Origin of the sequence: Streptomyces gardneri, from assembly GCF_006539185.1 — a bacterium.
In the GTDB taxonomy this organism is placed as follows: Bacteria; Actinomycetota; Actinomycetes; order Streptomycetales; family Streptomycetaceae; genus Streptomyces; species Streptomyces gardneri.
In genome coordinates this window covers 83,311-98,868 of sequence record NZ_BJMN01000028.1, presented here as the reverse complement: position 1 = coordinate 98,868, position 15,558 = coordinate 83,311, and the positions used below count along the sequence as shown (strand labels likewise).

Below are 15,558 nucleotides of genomic sequence, written 5' to 3'. Positions count from 1 at the left end.
TGATCGCCAGCCGCAATGGCATTCAATCACTTACGAGCAGCCATGCACGACGCCTTGGAAGCATTGTCCGTCCTGGCAGTGACACACTCGGTGCCGATGGCCAAGAATCAGCGCCCCCGTCACCCGGCCGGGGACACGGGCAGTCGCCCCTCCCCCGGCATGGTCCTCGACCGGCTCTCGGCAGGCGAGAGTCGGGCCGCGCGCATCACTCATACGGAGCACATGCCCGCCCGGGAGGGCCGTCATGCCGTCTGGCCGCACCTGATCCGGCCCGAGGTGATCAGCGCGATCCAGGCGGCCGGGATCGAGCACCCCTGGGCGCATCAGGCCGAGGCCGCCGAGGCCGCCCTGAACGGCGATTCCGTGGTGATCGCCACAGGAACGGCCTCGGGCAAGTCGCTCGCCTACCTCGCCCCGGTCCTGACGACCCTCCTGGACGGCTCGGAGGCCGCCAACGGACGCGGGGCCACCGCCCTCTACCTCTCGCCCACCAAGGCCCTCGCCGCCGACCAGCGCCGCGCCGTACGGGAACTGGCCGGCCCGCTCGGCACCCGGATCCGCCCCGCGGTCTACGACGGCGACACGCCGGTCGAGGAGCGCGAGTGGGTCCGCCAGTACGCGAACTACGTGCTGACCAACCCCGACATGCTGCACCGGGGCATACTCCCCTCCCACCCCAGGTGGTCCTCCTTCCTGCGCGCCCTGCGCTACGTCGTGATCGACGAGTGCCACACCTACCGGGGCGTCTTCGGCTCGCACGTCGCCCAGGTGCTGCGCCGCCTGCGCCGGATCTGCGCCCGGTACGGCTCCGATCCCGTCTTCCTCCTCGCCTCGGCCACCTCCGCCGAACCGGCCCTGGCCGCCGGCCGCCTCACCGGACTGCCGGTCACCGAGATCTCCGACGACGCCTCCCCCCGCGGCGAACTGGTGTTCGCCCTGTGGGAGCCGCCGCTCACCGAGCTCCACGGCGAGCGCGGCGCGCCCGTCCGCCGCACCGCCACCGCCGAGACCGCCGACCTGCTGACCGACCTGACCCGGCAGGGCGTGCGCTCGGTCGCCTTCGTCCGCTCCCGGCGCGGCGCCGAACTGATCTCGGTGATCGCCCAGGAACGGCTCGCCGAGACCGACCGCGCCCTGGCCCGCCGGGTCGCCGCCTACCGGGGCGGCTACCTGCCCGAGGAGCGCCGCGCCCTGGAGCGGGCCCTGCACTCGGGCGAGCTCCTCGGCCTGGCCGCCACGACCGCCCTGGAGCTGGGCGTGGACGTCTCCGGCCTCGACGCCGTCGTGATCGCCGGCTACCCGGGCACCCGGGCCTCCCTGTGGCAGCAGGCGGGCCGCGCCGGCCGCTCGGGCGAGGGCGCCCTGGCGATCCTCGTCGCCCGGGACGACCCGCTGGACACCTTCCTGGTCCACCACCCGGAAGCGATCTTCGAACAGCCGGTCGAGTCGACCGTCCTCGACCCCGACAACCCCTACGTCCTCGCCCCCCATCTGTGCGCCGCCGCCGCGGAGCTCCCGCTGACCGACACGGACCTGACGCTCTTCGGCCCCGCCGCGCCCGGTCTGATGCCCCAGCTGGAGGGCGCCGGACTGCTGCGCCGCCGTTCCGCCGGCTGGTACTGGACGCGCCGCGAGCGGGCCGCCGACCTCACCGACATCCGGGGCGGGGGCGGCAGCCCCGTCCGGATCGTGGAGGCCGGCACCGGCCGCCTCCTCGGCACGGTCGACGAGGCCGCCTCCCACACCGCCGTCCACGAGGGCGCCGTCCACCTCCACCAGGGCCGCACCTATCTGGTGCGGGAGCTCGACCTGAAGGACTCCGTGGCACTCGTGGAGGAGGCCGTCCCGCCGTACTCCACCACCGCCCGCGACACCACCTCCGTCTCCGTCCTCGAAACCGACACCGAGATCCCCTGGGGAGCCGGCCGCCTCTGCTACGGCTCCGTCGAGGTCACGAACCAGGTCGTCTCCTTCCTGCGCCGCCGCCTGATCACCGGCGAGGTCCTCGGCGAGACCAAGCTCGACCTGCCGCCCCGCACCCTGCGCACCCGGGCCGTGTGGTGGACGGTCACCGAGGACCAGCTCGACGCCGCCCGGATCAACCCGGAGATCCTCGGGGGCGCCCTGCACGCCGCCGAGCACGCCTCCATCGGCATGCTGCCGCTCTTCGCCACCTGCGACCGCTGGGACATCGGCGGCGTCTCCGTCCCCCTCCATCCCGACACGCTGCTGCCGACCGTCTTCGTGTACGACGGCCACCCCGGCGGCGCGGGCTTCGCCGAGCGCGCCTTCCACACGGCCAGGGCCTGGCTGACCGCGACCCGCGAGGCCATCGCCTCCTGCGAGTGCGAGGCGGGGTGCCCCTCCTGCGTCCAGTCCCCGAAGTGCGGCAACGGCAACGATCCGCTGCACAAGCGCGGCGCGGTCCGCCTCCTCACGGAACTGCTGCGGGAGGCCCCGGAGCCGCCTCCCGCGCAGGCCCCGCCCGAGAGCTGACGTCCGGCCGGTACGGCCCGCGCACCACCCTGGCCGTCACCTCGGCGAGTTCGCCGCGCACGGCGCACCGCAGCAGCTCGGTCCCCTGCGCGGCGGCCACCCGGGAAGCCGCGGCACACGCCTCGGCCTCGCCCCACAGGGCCCGGTCGGCCGCCGCGAGAGCGGCCAGGTCGGCCGCGCCGCCGGCCCGGTGCCGGGCCGCCACCGCCTGCCCCAGCGCGAGCACCGCCCCGAACACCACGCACAACGCGCAGGCCGCGAACGCCGCCCACACGGTCGCCGCCCCCCGATCGCCGCGGCCGACCAGACGGGCCCGCCGACCCGCCGTCACGGTGGGCCCCCGACCGCCGGGTCCTCGCCCACCGGGTCCTCCGCGAGGGCCGCCGCAGCCGCCCGCAGGGTCAGTCCCATGCCCCGGGGGCCCGGCGCGGCGACCTCCACCGTCACCCGCCACAGCTCCCCCGACCGCGTCACCGACACCCGGGCGCCCTCGGGCGCGGCGGCCCGGGCGGCCCCCTCTGCGGCGGCGACCGGTTCGGAGCGGGCCGCCGCCCTGGCCCCCGCCCGTGCCGCGTCCACGCACCGGATCTGCGCGGCGGCCGCGGCCAGCGCCCAGAGCAGGGTCACCGTGAACAGCGCGACGACGGGCAGGACCATCGCCGCCTCCACGGTCACGAACCCCCGGTCAGAACGGCGCATCGAGGGCCTTGCCGATCATCGACTCGAGCGCTCCCGAGACGGTCCCGCTCGTCACGATCTTGTAGAGGACCGCGGCGAAGGCCGCCGCGGCGATCGTGCCCACCGCGTACTCGGACGTCGTCATGCCCGCGTCGGCCCGCAAGGCCCGCCGCCGGGCCCGCCACCACTCCCGCACCGAACTCATCGGCCCACCTTTCGCCGAATGGGTGACGGTCGCCTTGTCCGCCGCGCCTGCCGTGCCGGCCGCGCTCGCCGTGCTTGCCGCGCTCGCCGTGCTTGCCGCGCTCGCCGTGTTCGTCATGTTCGCCGTGTTCGTCATGTCGATCTCCTTGTCTCGCCTTGCCGTTGCCTTCATCGGTCCATCAGTCCCGTCGCCAGCCCGATCACCACGGGTGCCACCCCCACCGCCAGGAACGCGGGCAGGAAGCAGAGCCCCACGGGCGCGCTGATCAGCACCTGCGCCCGGCGGGCCCGGGCCGCGGCCGTCCTGGCCCGGGCGGCCCGCAGGCCGGCCGCGTGCCGGGCGACGGCCTCCGCCGCGGGCGCCCCCGAGGAACCGGCCCGCTCCATGCAGCGGGCCAGCCCTTCGGCGCCCGGTATCGCGCCGAACCTCCGCCACACCTCGGCCGGTTCGCCGCCGAGCCGCAGTTCGGCCGCCGTGCGGGCCAGGCGCTCGCCCAGCGGCCCGCCGAGCGAGCGGCCCACGGCCTCCGCCGCCTCTCCCGGCCCCGCTCCGGCGGATGCGCAGGCGGCCAACAGATCGGCCGCGAGCGGAAGGTGACGTCCCGCCGCCTCGCTCTCCTCGGACGGCGTGGCCGACCGCTTCCGGGCCCGCCTCCATCGCTCCCCGCAGGCCGCGAGGGCGCCCGCGCCCAGGCCGCCGAGCCCGCCGAGCAGCGCCCAGCCGACGAGCGCCGCCGCGAGCGGCACCGCCCACCGCTTCACTCCGGTCGACCACCCGCCCCCGGCCCGCCCGGCCACTGGCCTCCCGGGCCGTGACGCGGACGTCGCCAGCAGGCTCCCCACCCGTCGTCGCATCCTCCGCACCCGCCGCTCGCGCACCACTTCGCGGCCGGCCTGCACGCACATCACCATCAGCAGGACGAGAAGCCCCATGACCTGAACCGCCCCCGTCATGCCCGCTCCCCTCCCCGGACGATCCGCGCGGCCCACCAGAGACCGGCCGCCTCCAGCGCACCGCCCACGACCAGGCACCCCAGGCCCGCCGGGGTGTGCAGGAGCACCCGCAGCGGATCGGCGCCGAGCGCCGCGCCGAGGGCGATTCCGGCCGCCGGCAGCACCGCGAGGACCGTCACCGTCGCCCACGCCCCGGCCAGTTCGGCCCGCAGCCGCTCCCGCTGCTCGTGGTGGTCCCGCAGCGCCGCCTCCAGCCGGTCGAGTCCCTCCGCCAGGCCCGCACCGCCGTCCACGGCCACCTGCCAGCAGGCCGCCAGACCGGCGAGCCCGTCGGCGCCGTCCTGCCGGGCCGCCCGCCGCAGCGCTTCCGGGACGTCCCCGCCGAACCGGGCCGCCGCGAGCACCGCCGCCTCCTCGTCGCCCAGCGCGCCCGTCTGCCGGGCCGCGAAGGACAGCGCCTGCGCGGGCTGCCAGCCGGCCCTCAGCTCCCCGGAGACGGCCCCGCAGAGGGCCACCACCCGTCCGGCGCGCGCCTCGCGCTCCTTCCGCCGCTCGGCCGCCCGCAGCCGCCGCGCCACCACCGGCACCGCGACCACCCCGAGGAGCAGCGGCAGCGGCGAACCGCCCAGCAGGGCGACCACCCCCGCCAACGGCAGGCACAGCCAGGCGCGCCGCCCCCGCACCAAGGCCCACCACCGCGCGGCCGCCGCCCACCACGCACGGAGCCCGTCCCGCTCTCCGGGCCCGTCCGGCACGACACCCGCGAGCACCGACCGGGCCCGGACCGTCCCGCGCCGCCACTCGACGAGCCCCCACAGACCGAGCCCCGCGCAGAGCACCGCCGCGCCCTCCGCCACGGCCTGCACCGACACCAGCTCCGCGATCACCACGTCTCGCCTCCGATCAGCGACCGCAGCCGCTCCCAGCCCCGCTCACGCTCGAACCCGGCCGCACCCCACCGCAGTGCGGGGACCGTCCGCACGAGCCCGTCCCGATCCCGCTCCAGGACGTGGATCTCGGCGATCCGCCGCCGCCCGTCCCGGTCCCGCACGAGGTGGAGCACCGCGGAGAGACCTGCGCCCAACTGGCTGTGCAGCGCGGCCCTGTCGAGCCCGGCCGCGGTCCCGAGCGCCTCGAGACGGGCCGGTACGTCCGCCGCGGTGTTGGCGTGGACCGTCCCGCAGCCGCCTTCGTGGCCCGTGTTGAGAGCGGCGAGCAGGTCCACCGCCTCGCCGCCCCTGACCTCGCCGACCACCAGCCGGTCGGGCCGCATCCGCAGGGCCTGGCGGACCAGGTCCTGCAGGGTCACGAGACCGGCGCCCTCCTGGTTCGCGGGCCGCGCCTCCAGGCGCACCACGTGCGGGTGGTCCGGTCGCAGCTCCGCCGAGTCCTCGGCGAGCACGATCCGCTCCCGATGTCCCACGAGACCCAGCAAGGAGGCGAGCAATGTGGTCTTTCCCGTCCCCGTGCCGCCACTGACCAGGTACGACACGCGGGCGTCGATCAGCGCCCGCAGGACGCGGGCTCCGCCAGGCGGCACGGTGCCCGCCTCGGCCAGCTCCTCCAGGGAGTAGGCGCGGGGGCGCACGACCCGCAGCGACAGGCTGGTCGAGCCGACCGCCACCGGGGGCAGCACCGCGTGCATACGGGTGCCGTCGGGCAGCCGCGCGTCCACCCAGGGCCTGGCGTCGTCGAGCCTGCGTCCCGCCACCGCGGCGAGCCGCTGCGCGAGCCTGCGGACGGCGGTGGCGTCGGGGAAGGCCACCGGGGCCCGTTCGAGGCCGGTGCCCCGGTCCACCCAGACGCGGTCGGGCGCCGAGACCAGGACGTCGGTGACCGCCGGATCGGCGAGCAGCGGCTCCAGGGGCCCGGTCCCGATCAGCTCGGATCTGAGCTCCTCGGCCGCGCCGAGCACCTCCGCATCGCCGAGCAGCCGTCCTTGGGCCCGCAGCGCCGCCGCCACCCGCGCGGGTGTGGGTTCGGCCCCGCTCGCCGCGAGGCGCTGCCGCACGGCGTCGAGCAGTCCCGTACCGCCGGCCCCGAACCCGCCGCCGCCCGCGACGTCGGGCCCGGTCACGCCGCACCGCCGGGGGCGAGGGCGCGGTCCCAGAAGGCGTCGCAGAACCGGCCGAGCGCCCCGCGGGGCTCCGCGCCCGGCGGCACGCCCGCGTCCTGGTCGGTGACGATCCCCGGGTCGTAGGGCAGTTCGCCGGCGAGCGGCAGCCGCAGCGCGTCGGCGACCCAGCGCTCGTCGAGCCCCGCCGCGTACGGCCCGCGGACCACGGCCCGGAGGTCCCGCACGACCATGCCGAGGGCCGAGGCCACCCGGTGGGCCGCCGCGACGGCCCGCAGCTCGCCCGGGACGACGAGCAGTCCGAGGTCGAGCTGGGCCAGGGCCTCGGTGGCCGCCTCGTCGGTCCCGCGAGGCAGGTCGACCACGACGACCCCGCCGCGCCGGCGAGCGGCGGCGAGCACGGACCGCACGGCCTCGGGCGGCACCGGCGCCGCGGGCTCCCTGCCCCAGCTGAGCACCCGGACACCGCGCACGGCGGGCAGGGACTCCTCCAGGGCGCCGCCGGCCAGCCGTCCCTTCGAGGCGGCGAAGTCGGGCCAGCGTCTGCCGTCCTCGCGCTCGCCGCCGAGCAACACGTCGAGGCCCCCACCCAGCGGATCGCCGTCCACGAGCAGGGTGCGTCGGCCGGTCCGCGCGGCGGACAGGGCGAGACCGCAGGCCAGGGTGGAGGCGCCCGCGCCGCCCCGGCCACCGACGACCCCGACCGTCAGCGCCTGGCGCCCCACGCCCTCGGCCGCGTCGGCGATGCGGTCGACGAGGACGCTCTCGGCATCCGGCAGCCGCAGCACGCACTCCGCACCGACCTCGACGGCCAGCCGCCAGACCCCCGGATCGTCCTGCTCACGGCCGACGAGGACGACGCCCGGGCGACGCGCCGCCGCCCGGCAGCGGGCCGCGGCGTCGTCACCGACCAGGACGAGCGGCGGATCGGTCCAACTCCCCCGCCGCTCCGGCACGATGTGGTGCACCTCGGGCTCCACTCCGGCCGCCGCGCACAGCCGGAGGAGGTCGTCGAGGAGCGCGAGGTCCTCGGTGACGATCAGCGGCCCGGGACGGCGCGACTCGCCCGTCGCCCCACCCGGGGCCGCGGCACTCACCGCTGCACTCCCCCCGGCCCTCCCCGCAGTCCTCGCCGCACTCCCGGCCCCGGAAGTCCTCGTTCCCTCCACGGCGCACACCCCTCTCGTGATTCCTGCCATCCGCGAACTTCGCGTCAGGAATCACCGTGAGGCCGTACCGGAAATCTCGGAGATCTCACCGAAAAACTGTGGATAACCGAGGGTCTGTGAATATCTACGCCACCCCTCCGAGGACTCCCCGGAGCGCAGCCTGTCGATTACTCTGAGTGATGAATCGAGCCGTCGACAGCAGGCCGGCCGGAGCACGGCCGAGGCGTACGGAGAGAGGAGTCAGCGATGACACGGAGGGCCAAAACGGCTCCGGACATGCGACGACCCCCGCCGGGGGGGAGAGCGGGGGTCGTCTTTCCGGCCGACTCGGGGGGGGAGGAGCCGGACCGGGTTAGCACGGTCGCGAACGATCCGTGACTTCCATGGTGTACCCGAGAGCCTTCTCAGGCAAACCCACGCGCCCCAGCGTACGCCGAATGGCGGGCACCTATGCTCTGGCTTGTGGAAAACCACTCCCTGCCGCGCACAGCCGCCTTCTTTGACCTGGACAAGACGGTCATTGCGAAGTCCTCGACGCTGACCTTCAGCAAGTCCTTCTACCGGGGCGGGCTGATCAGCCGTCGCGCCGCCCTGCGGACGGCGTACATCCAGTTCGTGTTCCTGGTGGGCGGAGCCGATCACGACCAGATGGAGCGGATGCGCGAATATCTTTCCGCGCTCTGCAAAGGCTGGAACGTCGCCCAGGTCAAGGAGCTCGTCGCCGAGACCCTGCACGACCTGATCGACCCGATCATCTACGACGAGGCCGCCTCCCTCATCGAGGAGCACCACGCCGCCGGCCGCGACGTCGTGATCGTCTCCACGTCCGGCGCCGAGGTCGTCGAGCCGATCGGCGAGATGCTCGGAGCCGACCGCGTCGTCGCCACCCGGATGGTGGTCGGCGAGGACGGCTGCTTCACCGGTGAGGTGGAGTACTACGCCTACGGGCCGACGAAGGCCGAGGCCGTCCGGGAGCTCGCGGAGTCGGAGGGGTACGACCTGTCCCGCTGCTACGCCTACAGCGACTCCGCGACCGACATCCCCATGCTGGAGGCCGTCGGCCACCCGTTCGCCGTCAATCCCGACCGGACCCTGCGCCGCGAGGCCGTCACCCGCGAATGGCCGGTGCTCTCGTTCGAGAAGCCGGTGCGCCTCAAGCAGCGGCTGCCGGAATTCCGGATGCCGCCCCGCCCCGCACTCGTCGCCGCCGCGGCCGTGGGCGCGGCAGCGGCGACGGCCGGACTCGTCTGGTACGCCTCCCGGCGCCGCCAGGCCGCGCTCGCCCATCGCCTTGCCGGTGACTTTGCCCGAATTTGAGCAATGAGCAAAGAAGCGGAGCCAGCACTTTCGCTTCCCCGCCGACAGGAGTAGAAAGGAATCAGGCCCGCGAGACCGAGGACATCCGAGAGGATCACCTGTTGAGCATGAAGGCCCCACGGACCTAGCACAGAAACCGAGCACCCACGCGACGTCGACCCGTCGATTACGGGCCAGCCGCACCAGGCCAAGGGCAAAGTTCCCGGCCTGATGGGCACTTATCGAGGACGCATGGTAACTGGGTAGACGTGCCAGCGGCGGTACCAGACCTGGTGCCGCCGCAACCCGTTTCCGGCCCGGATCCGGATCGCAAACTGATCCGGCGCCGGAAACGGCCCTTGCCGGTCAGGCCGCGCCGCGCTGGAGCGCCTCGCAGACGGCCGTCGACTCCCGGACCCCCAGCTCGACCGAGCGGCCGCAGTGCGCGATCCAGCCGCCCACACCCTCCGGGGTTCCCGAGAGGTACCCCTCGAACGCGGCGAGGTACGCCGTCGACCCCTGCTCGGCGTGGCCGACCTCGGCCGGGCAGATCGCCTTGGGGTCCAGGCCGCTGCCGATCAGCACGATCCGCTCCGCCGCCCGCGCGACCAGGCCGTTGTACGAGGTGAAGGGGCGCAGGGCGAGGAGCTCGCCGTGCACGATCGCGGCCGTCACGAGCGCCGGGGCCTCGCCGCCCGCGACGATCAGCTCCGCGAGCCCGTCGAGACGGCCTGCCACCTCGGAGGGCGACGGCAGCGGGGCGTGGACGAGGGGTTCGTCGACCGTCTCGCCGTCCAGCCGGGGACGCCCGACCGAATCGCCGACCGTTCCGGAGCCGGCCGTGGCCGCGGAGCCACCCGGGATTCCCGCGTCGCCCGAGGCGACCAGATGGAGGCGGGCCAGCACCCGCATGGGCGACTGACGCCAGATGGAGAGGAGCTGCCCGGCCTCCGCGCCCAGGCGCAGGGCGGCGCCGACCGTGCGGGCCTCGGCGTCGGCGCTGAAGTCGGTGCGCCGCCGGACCTCTTCCAGGGCCCAGTCGGCACCGGAGAGGGCGGCCGAGCCGCGCGCGCCGCGCAGCGCGGCCTCGGAGGAGATCTCGTTGCTGCGACGGCGCATCACACGGTGGCCGTAGACCCGGTCGACGGCCTTGCGTACGGAGTCCACCGCGTCGGCGACGCCCGGCAGGGAGCCGAGGGCGGCCAAGGGGTCAGAGGCGTGCGTACTCATAAGTAGGGAGGCTACGCGCCCCGGCGGCCCGCCCCACGTTGGAGTGGTCTTCTTCACGCACCTTGACCACGCCACGCATCCATGCCACTACGCTAGGTGAACATGAAGATCGCTTTCGTGGGGAAGGGCGGCAGCGGCAAGACCACGCTGTCCTCGCTCTTCATCCGCCACCTCGCCGCCACCGAGTCCCCGGTCGTCGCCGTCGACGCCGACATCAACCAGCACCTGGGCGCCGCGCTCGGAATGCCCGAGCACGAGGCCGCCGCGATGCCCGCGATGGGCGCGCACCTGCCGCTCATCAAGGATTACCTGCGGGGCTCGAACCCGCGGATCGTCTCCGCCGACACGATGATCAAGACGACGCCGCCCGGGGAGGGTTCACGGCTGCTGCGGGTCCGCGAGGACAACCCGGTCTACGAGGCCTGCGCGCGCACGGTCGGGCTCGACGACGGCGACATCCGACTGATGGCGACCGGCCCCTTCACGGAGTCGGACCTCGGGGTGTCCTGCTACCACTCGAAGGTCGGCGCGGTGGAGCTCTGCCTCAACCACCTGGTCGACGGGGCCGACGAGTACGTGGTCGTCGACATGACGGCAGGCTCGGACTCCTTCGCGTCCGGTCTCTTCACCCGCTTCGACATGACCTTCCTCGTCGCGGAGCCGACCCGCAAGGGCGTCTCGGTCTACCGCCAGTACAAGGAGTACGCACGGGACTTCGGCGTCGCGCTCAAGGTCGTCGGGAACAAGGTGCAGGGCCAGGACGACCTCGACTTCCTGCGCGCGGAGGTCGGCGACGACCTGCTGGTGACGGTGGGCCACTCGGACTGGGTCCGTGCGATGGAGAAGGGCCGCCCGCCCCGCTTCGAGCTCCTGGAGGCGGAGAACCGCATGTCGCTCCAGGCCCTCCAGGACGCGGCCGACGACTCGTACGCCCACCGCGACTGGGACCGCTACACGCGCCAGATGGTCCACTTCCACCTGCGCAACGCGGAGAGCTGGGGCAACGCCAAGACCGGGGCCGACCTGGCGGCGCAGGTCGACCCCGAATTCGTCCTCGGCGAACCCCTGGCCGTGGCGCGGCTGGGCTGACGCCCCTGGACCGGCGCCGAGCGCGCGAGGGACGCAAAGACGAAGAGGCCCGGGGCCGGCCTGGCGGCGCAGGTCGACCCCGGGTTCAGGTGGTGCGAAGGGCTCAGCGTCGCTCGGCCTGCTTGGCGCCGGTCGCCGGGGCGCCCGCCGGGGCGGGCGGCTGGGCGGCCAGGAAGCTCTGCCAGCCGCCCTGCGGGGCCTCGCCCACCTTGAGGGTGCGCATCTTGGCGACGACATCGGGGTCCTGGGCGTCGAGCCAGTCGGCGAGCTGGCGGAAGGACACGCACTTGACGTCCTTCTGCACGCAGACCGTCGCGATGGTCTCCTCGATGGCACGCATGTACGTGCCGCCGTTCCAGGACTCGAAGTGGTTGCCGATGATCAGGGGCGCGCGGTTGCCCCGGTAGGAGCGCTCGAAGGCCTGCACCAGGCCGTCCCGCATCTGGTCGCCCCAGTACGCGTGCTGCGAGGGATCGCCCTGGGTCGTGCCGGGGGACTGGTTGACGAGGAAGTTGTAGTCCATGGAGAGCGTCTGGAAGGCGCGGCCCGGGACCGGCACCAGCTGCATCGACAGGTCCCAGAGGCCCAGGTCCTTCTTGGGCCAGATCTGGTCGTTGACACCGCTCGTGTCATAGCGGAAGCCCATCTGCGCCGCCGCCTGGACGAAGTTCGTCCGCCCCTCCAGGCAGGGGGTACGGGCGCCGACGAGCTCCTTGTCGTAGTCGAAGGGGAGCGGCTGCTCCGCGCGCAGCCCGGCGTTCGTCTTCCAGTTCTTGACGAAGGACTTGGCCTGGTTGATCTCGCTCTTCCACTCCTCCGGCGACCAGTTGCCGACGCCGGACTCCTTCCCGCAGAAGTGGCCGTTGAAGTGGGTGCCGATCTCGTTGCCCTCCAGCCACGCCGCACGCAGTTCGCGGACGGTGGCGCGGATCCCCTCGACGTCGTTGAAGCCGATGTCGGAGCGTCCCGCGTTGTGCTGCGGGGGGTCGTAGAGCTTCCGCTTCTCCTCGGGCAGCAGGTACACGCCGCTCAGGAAGTACGTCATGGACGCGTCGTACTTCCTGCCGACCGAGCGGAAGTGCGAGAACAGCTTCTGGCTGTCCTCGCCCGCGCCGTCCCACGAGAAGACCACGAACTGCGGCGGGGTCTCCCCCGGCTTGAGCCGCTGCCAGACCGGCTGGTGGGGCTGGGCGCCGGTGGAGGCCGTGGAACCGTCGCCGATCAGGCGGACCGCGTTCGGCGGAGCGGCGGCCGGGGCCTTCTTGGCGCCCGCGCCACCCGGCGAGGCCGACGGGCTGCCACCGTCGGAGCCCGAGCAGCCGGCGAGGCCGGTGATCAGGGCGACCGCGAGGGCACCGGCGGCGAGCGCCCTCTTCCGGACGGCCTTGTGGACTGCGGTCCTTCTCCCGGCGGCTGGCATCCGCCCACCTCTCCTCAGACACGTGTTCCGTACGAGCGGCATCCCGTACGAGCGGCGTCAACGTCGCACCACACCTGCCGGGGAGATGAAACGACAAGCGGCAATCCGTTCGTCTATCACCGGAACCGGTGAATCGTTGCCCTGTTTGCCCCGAAAATAATGCCGGAGACTTTACTCTCCATTACGATCCATTTACCGAGCGTTGATCCTCCCCATCCCGAGGGTCCAGCCGGAATCCCGCCGCTGCACGCCGTGACCCACGGCCGCGCCCCCACGTTCGTCCCGCACGAGCCGCGACCGCGCCGCCCCGGAGGAGACGGGAACATGACTCTCTACGCCCCTGCCCGCAAGACCACCCACCACAAGACCGACCGGCCCCGGGCCCAGCGGCCCCACGGCCCGCCGAGCGGACCGCGCCGCTTCCGCATCGCCGGCGCGGACCTGTCCGCCTCGGTCGCCGTCTTCCTGATCGCCCTGCCGCTCTCGCTCGGCATCGCGCTCGCCACCGGAGCGCCGCTCCAGTCGGGCCTGGTCGCCGCCGCCGTCGGCGGCATCGTCGCCGGCCGGTTCGGCGGCTCCCCGCTCCAGGTGAGCGGGCCCGCCGCCGGTCTCACCGTGGTGACCGCCGAGCTCATCCAGCGATACGGCTGGCGCACCACCTGCGCCATCACCGTCCTTGCCGGACTCGCCCAACTCGGCCTGTCCGCCCTGCGCGTGGCCCGATCCGCGCTCGCCGTCTCGCCCGCGATCGTGCACGGCATGGTGGCCGGCATCGGCGTCACCATCGCCCTCGCCCAGCTCCACATCGTGCTCGGCGGCACCCCGCAGAGCTCCGCCGTGGACAACGTCCTCGGCCTACCCGCCCAGTTGGCGGACATCCACCCGTCCGCGCTCGCCATCAGCGCCCTCACCGTGACCGTCCTGCTGTCCTGGCCGAAGCTTCCGGGCCGGGCCGGCCGGCTCGTACGGAGAGTCCCCGCCGCGCTCGTCGCGGTGGCCGGGGCGACGGCGGCGGCCGTCGCCGCCGGGCTCTCCGTGCCCCGCGTCGACCTGCCCTCCTGGAGCAGTCACGCGCTGCCCGGTCTGCCCGAGGGGCCGGTCCTCGGCATCGCCGCCGGGGTGCTCACGATCACGCTGGTGACGAGCGTGCAGTCGCTGCTCTCCGCCGTCGCCGTCGACAAGCTCGTCGCCGCCCGCGGGGACCGCAGCGGGAGCGTCCCGCGCTCCCACCTCGACCGTGAGCTCGCCGGACAGGGCGCGGCCAACATGGTCTCCGGGGCGCTCGGCGGACTGCCGGTCGCGGGGGTCGCGGTCCGCAGCGTCGCCAACGTCTCGGCGGGAGCGGTGAGCCGGACCTCCACCATGCTCCACGGCCTGTGGATCGTGCTGGCGGCCCTGCTGCTCGTCCCCGCGCTCGACCTGATCCCGCTGGCAGCACTCGCCGCGCTCGTCATGGTGGTCGGCATCCAGATGGTCAGCATCACCCACATCCGTACGGTCACCCGGCACCGCGAGGTCGTCGTGTACGCGGTGACGACGGCCGGTGTCGTCCTCGTCGGCATCCTCGAAGGCGTCGCCCTCGGCATCGCCGTGGCGATCGCCGTCGCGCTGCACCGGCTGGCCCGCACACGGATCAGCCGCGAGGAGCGCGACGGGAACCAGCTGCTGCGCGTACGGGGCCAGCTGACCTTCCTCGCCGTCCCCCGGCTGAGCCGAGCCCTGCACCAATTGCCCCAGGGATCCCACGTGGTGGTCGAGCTGGACGGGTCCTTCATGGACCACGCCGCCTACGAGACGCTGAGCGAGTGGACGACCGGGCACATCGCCCACGGCGGGACGGTCGAGACGACCGGTCCGTCCGGCGCCCGGATCGCCGAACCCTCCCCCGCCGCGGCCTCCGACGCGGCCGCGCCCACCTGCTGCCGCCCCTGGACCCCGTGGCACAACCACCAGTGCGGGGAGCTGCCGGCCGACGGCCCCACCGCCTCCCGGGAAGGATCCGAAGGACCCGACACGCCCGCGGAGCCCGCCGAGGCCCGGCGGACCTCGGGGCTGCACCTGGCCAGCGGCATCGGCAAGTTCCAGCGGAACACCGCCCCGCTCGTCCGGGACGAGCTCGCCCGGCTCGCCCGCGAGGGCCAGCGCCCGTCACAGCTCTTCCTGACCTGCGCGGACTCCCGCCTGGTCACGAGCATGATCACCTCCAGCGGCCCGGGCGACCTCTTCACCGTGCGCAACGTCGGCAATCTCGTCCCCCTCCCCGGCGAGGAGAGCGGGGACGACTCGGTGGCGGCGGCGATCGAGTACGCGGTGGACGTGCTCCAGGTCGCGTCGATCACCGTGTGCGGCCACTCCGGCTGCGGCGCGATGCAGGCCCTGCTGGGCAGCGGCCCGGACGACCTGGCGGTGCCGCGGACCCCGCTGCGGCGCTGGCTGCGGCACGGCCGGCCGAGCCTGGAGCGGATGGCGAGCCGTCGCCACGCCTGGGCCCGGATCTCCGGCCGGCTGCCGGCCGACGCGGTCGAGCAGCTCTGCCTGACCAACGTGGTCCAGCAGCTGGAGCACCTCAGGGCGTACGAGTCGGTGGCGCGCCGACTGGCCGAGGGCAGCCTCACGCTGCACGGCGTGTACTTCCACGTGGGCGAGGCGCAGGCGTACCTGCTCTCCGGCACGGACGAGGTGCACAGCTACGACGACGTCTTCACCCGGGTCATGCCGACGGCCCTCGCAGAGGCGGACGGCAGGGAGACGCAGGCCGGAGAAGCGGACGTCAGGGAGACGGCGCGCGCGTCCTGAACCATCCGGTGTCCCCGTCCGTGAGACTGTGTGGCCCCTTCTCCCCCCGCTCTGGAGCAAGGGGCCACACCACGTCAAGTCACTCACAGGTCTAAACCAATTCCCTGGAGACTCTTGTCACCCGGGCATCTGACTGATGAGGTATGACGCGG

The 15,558-nt window shown here is 74.0% G+C and carries 13 protein-coding genes; 4 read left to right on the top strand and 9 right to left on the bottom strand.

What is annotated here, in order from left to right:
• Window positions 1-15 precede the first annotated feature (15 nt).
• Complete coding sequence (locus tag SGA01_RS21855; protein ID WP_141298117.1) at window positions 16-2,496, top strand: DEAD/DEAH box helicase; 2,481 nt, start codon at window positions 16-18, stop codon at window positions 2,494-2,496.
• Here SGA01_RS21855 and SGA01_RS21850 read toward each other — a convergent pair.
• The 7 genes from SGA01_RS21850 to ssd are packed head-to-tail and all read right to left on the bottom strand — an operon-like array spanning window position 2,435 to window position 7,605.
• Window positions 2,435-2,827, bottom strand: a complete 393-nt coding sequence (locus tag SGA01_RS21850) for an Rv3654c family TadE-like protein (protein WP_141298116.1) — start codon at window positions 2,825-2,827, stop codon at window positions 2,435-2,437. The genes SGA01_RS21855 and SGA01_RS21850 overlap by 62 nt on opposite strands.
• Window positions 2,824-3,195 (bottom strand): TadE family type IV pilus minor pilin, encoded by a 372-nt coding sequence (locus SGA01_RS21845; RefSeq protein ID WP_167534154.1) that lies wholly within the window; start codon window positions 3,193-3,195, stop codon window positions 2,824-2,826. The genes SGA01_RS21850 and SGA01_RS21845 overlap by 4 nt, the downstream gene beginning before the upstream one ends.
• Window positions 3,182-3,514 carry a DUF4244 domain-containing protein gene (locus tag SGA01_RS42955; protein ID WP_229918242.1) on the bottom strand — a complete coding sequence of 111 codons (333 nt, stop codon included), beginning with the start codon at window positions 3,512-3,514 and terminating at the stop codon, window positions 3,182-3,184. The genes SGA01_RS21845 and SGA01_RS42955 overlap by 14 nt, the downstream gene beginning before the upstream one ends.
• 32 nt (window positions 3,515-3,546) lie before the next feature.
• Window positions 3,547-4,332, bottom strand: coding sequence for a type II secretion system F family protein (locus SGA01_RS21835; RefSeq protein WP_141298115.1), 786 nt, complete (start codon window positions 4,330-4,332; stop codon window positions 3,547-3,549).
• Window positions 4,329-5,222 carry a type II secretion system F family protein gene (locus SGA01_RS21830; RefSeq protein ID WP_229918240.1) on the bottom strand — a complete coding sequence of 298 codons (894 nt, stop codon included), beginning with the start codon at window positions 5,220-5,222 and terminating at the stop codon, window positions 4,329-4,331. The genes SGA01_RS21835 and SGA01_RS21830 overlap by 4 nt, the downstream gene beginning before the upstream one ends.
• Entirely contained in the window at window positions 5,216-6,409 is a 1,194-nt protein-coding gene (locus SGA01_RS21825; RefSeq protein ID WP_174867417.1) for a TadA family conjugal transfer-associated ATPase, read from the bottom strand. Before SGA01_RS21825 ends, SGA01_RS21830 begins: the two co-directional genes overlap by 7 nt.
• Complete coding sequence (gene ssd / locus SGA01_RS21820) at window positions 6,406-7,605, bottom strand: septum site-determining protein Ssd (RefSeq protein WP_371866105.1); 1,200 nt, start codon at window positions 7,603-7,605, stop codon at window positions 6,406-6,408. Before ssd ends, SGA01_RS21825 begins: the two co-directional genes overlap by 4 nt.
• A gap of 420 nt (window positions 7,606-8,025) precedes the next feature.
• Here ssd and SGA01_RS21815 point away from each other — a divergent pair, with 420 nt between their 5' ends.
• Window positions 8,026-8,892 carry an HAD family hydrolase gene (locus SGA01_RS21815; RefSeq protein WP_055642706.1) on the top strand — a complete coding sequence of 289 codons (867 nt, stop codon included), beginning with the start codon at window positions 8,026-8,028 and terminating at the stop codon, window positions 8,890-8,892.
• Between the two features lie 345 nt (window positions 8,893-9,237).
• Here the strand turns inward: SGA01_RS21815 and SGA01_RS21810 are convergent, their stop codons facing one another.
• Window positions 9,238-10,101, bottom strand: a complete 864-nt coding sequence (locus SGA01_RS21810) for a Fic family protein (protein WP_141298113.1) — start codon at window positions 10,099-10,101, stop codon at window positions 9,238-9,240.
• A 102-nt stretch (window positions 10,102-10,203) separates the two neighbouring features.
• Here SGA01_RS21810 and SGA01_RS21805 point away from each other — a divergent pair, with 102 nt between their 5' ends.
• A complete protein-coding gene (locus SGA01_RS21805; RefSeq protein WP_141298112.1) occupies window positions 10,204-11,190 on the top strand; it encodes an ATP-binding protein in 987 nt (328 codons plus the stop codon).
• Between the two features lie 103 nt (window positions 11,191-11,293).
• On the opposite strand, the gene SGA01_RS21800 is transcribed toward SGA01_RS21805, so the two are convergent.
• The gene (locus SGA01_RS21800) at window positions 11,294-12,610 is read right to left on the bottom strand and encodes a polysaccharide deacetylase family protein (protein WP_141298111.1); all 1,317 of its coding nucleotides are present in this window, start codon (window positions 12,608-12,610) and stop codon (window positions 11,294-11,296) included.
• 324 nt (window positions 12,611-12,934) lie between these two features.
• On the opposite strand from SGA01_RS21800, the gene SGA01_RS21795 reads away from it, so the two are divergent.
• Window positions 12,935-15,406, top strand: coding sequence for a bifunctional SulP family inorganic anion transporter/carbonic anhydrase (locus tag SGA01_RS21795; protein ID WP_141298110.1), 2,472 nt, complete (start codon window positions 12,935-12,937; stop codon window positions 15,404-15,406).
• Window positions 15,407-15,558 lie beyond the last annotated feature (152 nt).

Bases quoted from the DNA above. Each gene is read 5' to 3' on its own strand.
- SGA01_RS21835 (WP_141298115.1), bottom strand. From the start codon at position 4,332: ATGACGGGGGCGGTTCAGGTCATGGGGCTTCTCGTCCTGCTGATGGTG.
- SGA01_RS21800 (WP_141298111.1), bottom strand. From the start codon at position 12,610: ATGCCAGCCGCCGGGAGAAGGACCGCAGTCCACAAGGCCGTCCGGAAG.
- ssd (WP_371866105.1), bottom strand. From the start codon at position 7,605: ATGGCAGGAATCACGAGAGGGGTGTGCGCCGTGGAGGGAACGAGGACT.
- SGA01_RS21795 (WP_141298110.1), top strand. From the start codon at position 12,935: ATGACTCTCTACGCCCCTGCCCGCAAGACCACCCACCACAAGACCGAC.
- SGA01_RS21815 (WP_055642706.1), top strand. From the start codon at position 8,026: ATGCTCTGGCTTGTGGAAAACCACTCCCTGCCGCGCACAGCCGCCTTC.
- SGA01_RS21855 (WP_141298117.1), top strand. From the start codon at position 16: ATGGCATTCAATCACTTACGAGCAGCCATGCACGACGCCTTGGAAGCA.
- SGA01_RS21845 (WP_167534154.1), bottom strand. From the start codon at position 3,195: ATGCGCCGTTCTGACCGGGGGTTCGTGACCGTGGAGGCGGCGATGGTC.
- SGA01_RS42955 (WP_229918242.1), bottom strand. From the start codon at position 3,514: ATGACGAACACGGCGAACATGACGAACACGGCGAGCGCGGCAAGCACG.
- SGA01_RS21805 (WP_141298112.1), top strand. From the start codon at position 10,204: ATGAAGATCGCTTTCGTGGGGAAGGGCGGCAGCGGCAAGACCACGCTG.
- SGA01_RS21810 (WP_141298113.1), bottom strand. From the start codon at position 10,101: ATGAGTACGCACGCCTCTGACCCCTTGGCCGCCCTCGGCTCCCTGCCG.